Source organism: Natranaerovirga pectinivora, assembly GCF_004342165.1.
Taxonomy (GTDB): Bacteria; Bacillota; Clostridia; order Lachnospirales; family DSM-24629; genus Natranaerovirga; species Natranaerovirga pectinivora.
In genome coordinates this window covers 1-1,538 of record NZ_SMAL01000026.1, presented here as the reverse complement: position 1 = coordinate 1,538, position 1,538 = coordinate 1, and the positions used below count along the sequence as shown (strand labels likewise).

General features: G+C 53.1%; 1 rRNA gene. It reads left to right on the top strand.

The features are described 5' to 3' along the window. Positions 1-1,531 (top strand): 16S ribosomal RNA (locus EDC18_RS14345). Positions 1,532-1,538 lie beyond the last annotated feature (7 nt).

Genomic DNA, 1,538 nt, shown 5'->3' with positions numbered 1-1,538 from the left:
TAAATTGAGAGTTTGATCCTGGCTCAGGATGAACGCTGGCGGCGTGCCTAACACATGCAAGTCGAGCGGACGAATATCAATGAAGCCTTCGGGTGGATTTGATATGAGTTAGCGGCGGACGGGTGAGTAACGCGTGGGCAACCTGCCCTATACAGGAGGATAACAACGAGAAATCGTTGCTAATACTGCATAAGACCCCAGTAAGGCATCTTACTGAGGTAAAAACTCCGGTGGTATAGGATGGGCCCGCGTCTGATTAGCTAGTTGGTAAGGTAATGGCTTACCAAGGCGACGATCAGTAGCCGACCTGAGAGGGTGATCGGCCACATTGGGACTGAGACACGGCCCAAACTCCTACGGGAGGCAGCAGTGGGGAATATTGCACAATGGGGGAAACCCTGATGCAGCAACGCCGCGTGAAGGAAGAAGGTCTTCGGATTGTAAACTTCTATCAGCAGGGAAGATAATGACGGTACCTGACTAAGAAGCCCCGGCTAACTACGTGCCAGCAGCCGCGGTAATACGTAGGGGGCAAGCGTTATCCGGAATTACTGGGTGTAAAGGGTGCGTAGGCGGCTATGCAAGTCAGATGTGAAAGCCCAGGGCTCAACCCTGGGACTGCATTTGAAACTGTGTAGCTAGAGTGCAGGAGAGGTAAGTGGAATTCCTAGTGTAGCGGTGAAATGCGTAGATATTAGGAGGAACACCAGTGGCGAAGGCGGCTTACTGGACTGTAACTGACGCTGAGGCACGAAAGCGTGGGGAGCGAACAGGATTAGATACCCTGGTAGTCCACGCCGTAAACGATGAGTGCTAGGTGTCGGGGGTCGACAGACCTTCGGTGCCGAAGTTAACACATTAAGCACTCCACCTGGGGAGTACGATCGCAAGATTGAAACTCAAAGGAATTGACGGGGGCCCGCACAAGCAGTGGAGCATGTGGTTTAATTCGAAGCAACGCGAAGAACCTTACCAAGTCTTGACATCCCTCTGACCGGTCCGTAACGGGACCTTCTCTTCGGAGCAGAGGTGACAGGTGGTGCATGGTTGTCGTCAGCTCGTGTCGTGAGATGTTGGGTTAAGTCCCGCAACGAGCGCAACCCTTATCTTTAGTAGCCAGCAATTCGGTTGGGGACTCTAGAGAGACTGCCGGGGATAACTCGGAGGAAGGTGGGGATGACGTCAAATCATCATGCCCCTTATGACTTGGGCTACACACGTGCTACAATGGTGACGACAAAGGGAAGCGAAGGAGTGATCTGGAGCCAACCCCAAAAAAGTCATCTCAGTTCGGATTGTAGTCTGCAACTCGACTACATGAAGCTGGAATTGCTAGTAATCGCGAATCAGAATGTCGCGGTGAATACGTTCCCGGGCCTTGTACACACCGCCCGTCACACCATGGGAGTCGGAAGCGCCCGAAGCCGGTGACTCAACCGCAAGGAGAGAGCCGTCGAAGGTGAAGTCGATGACTGGGGTGAAGTCGTAACAAGGTAGCCGTATCGGAAGGTGCGGCTGGATCACCTCCTTTCTATGGA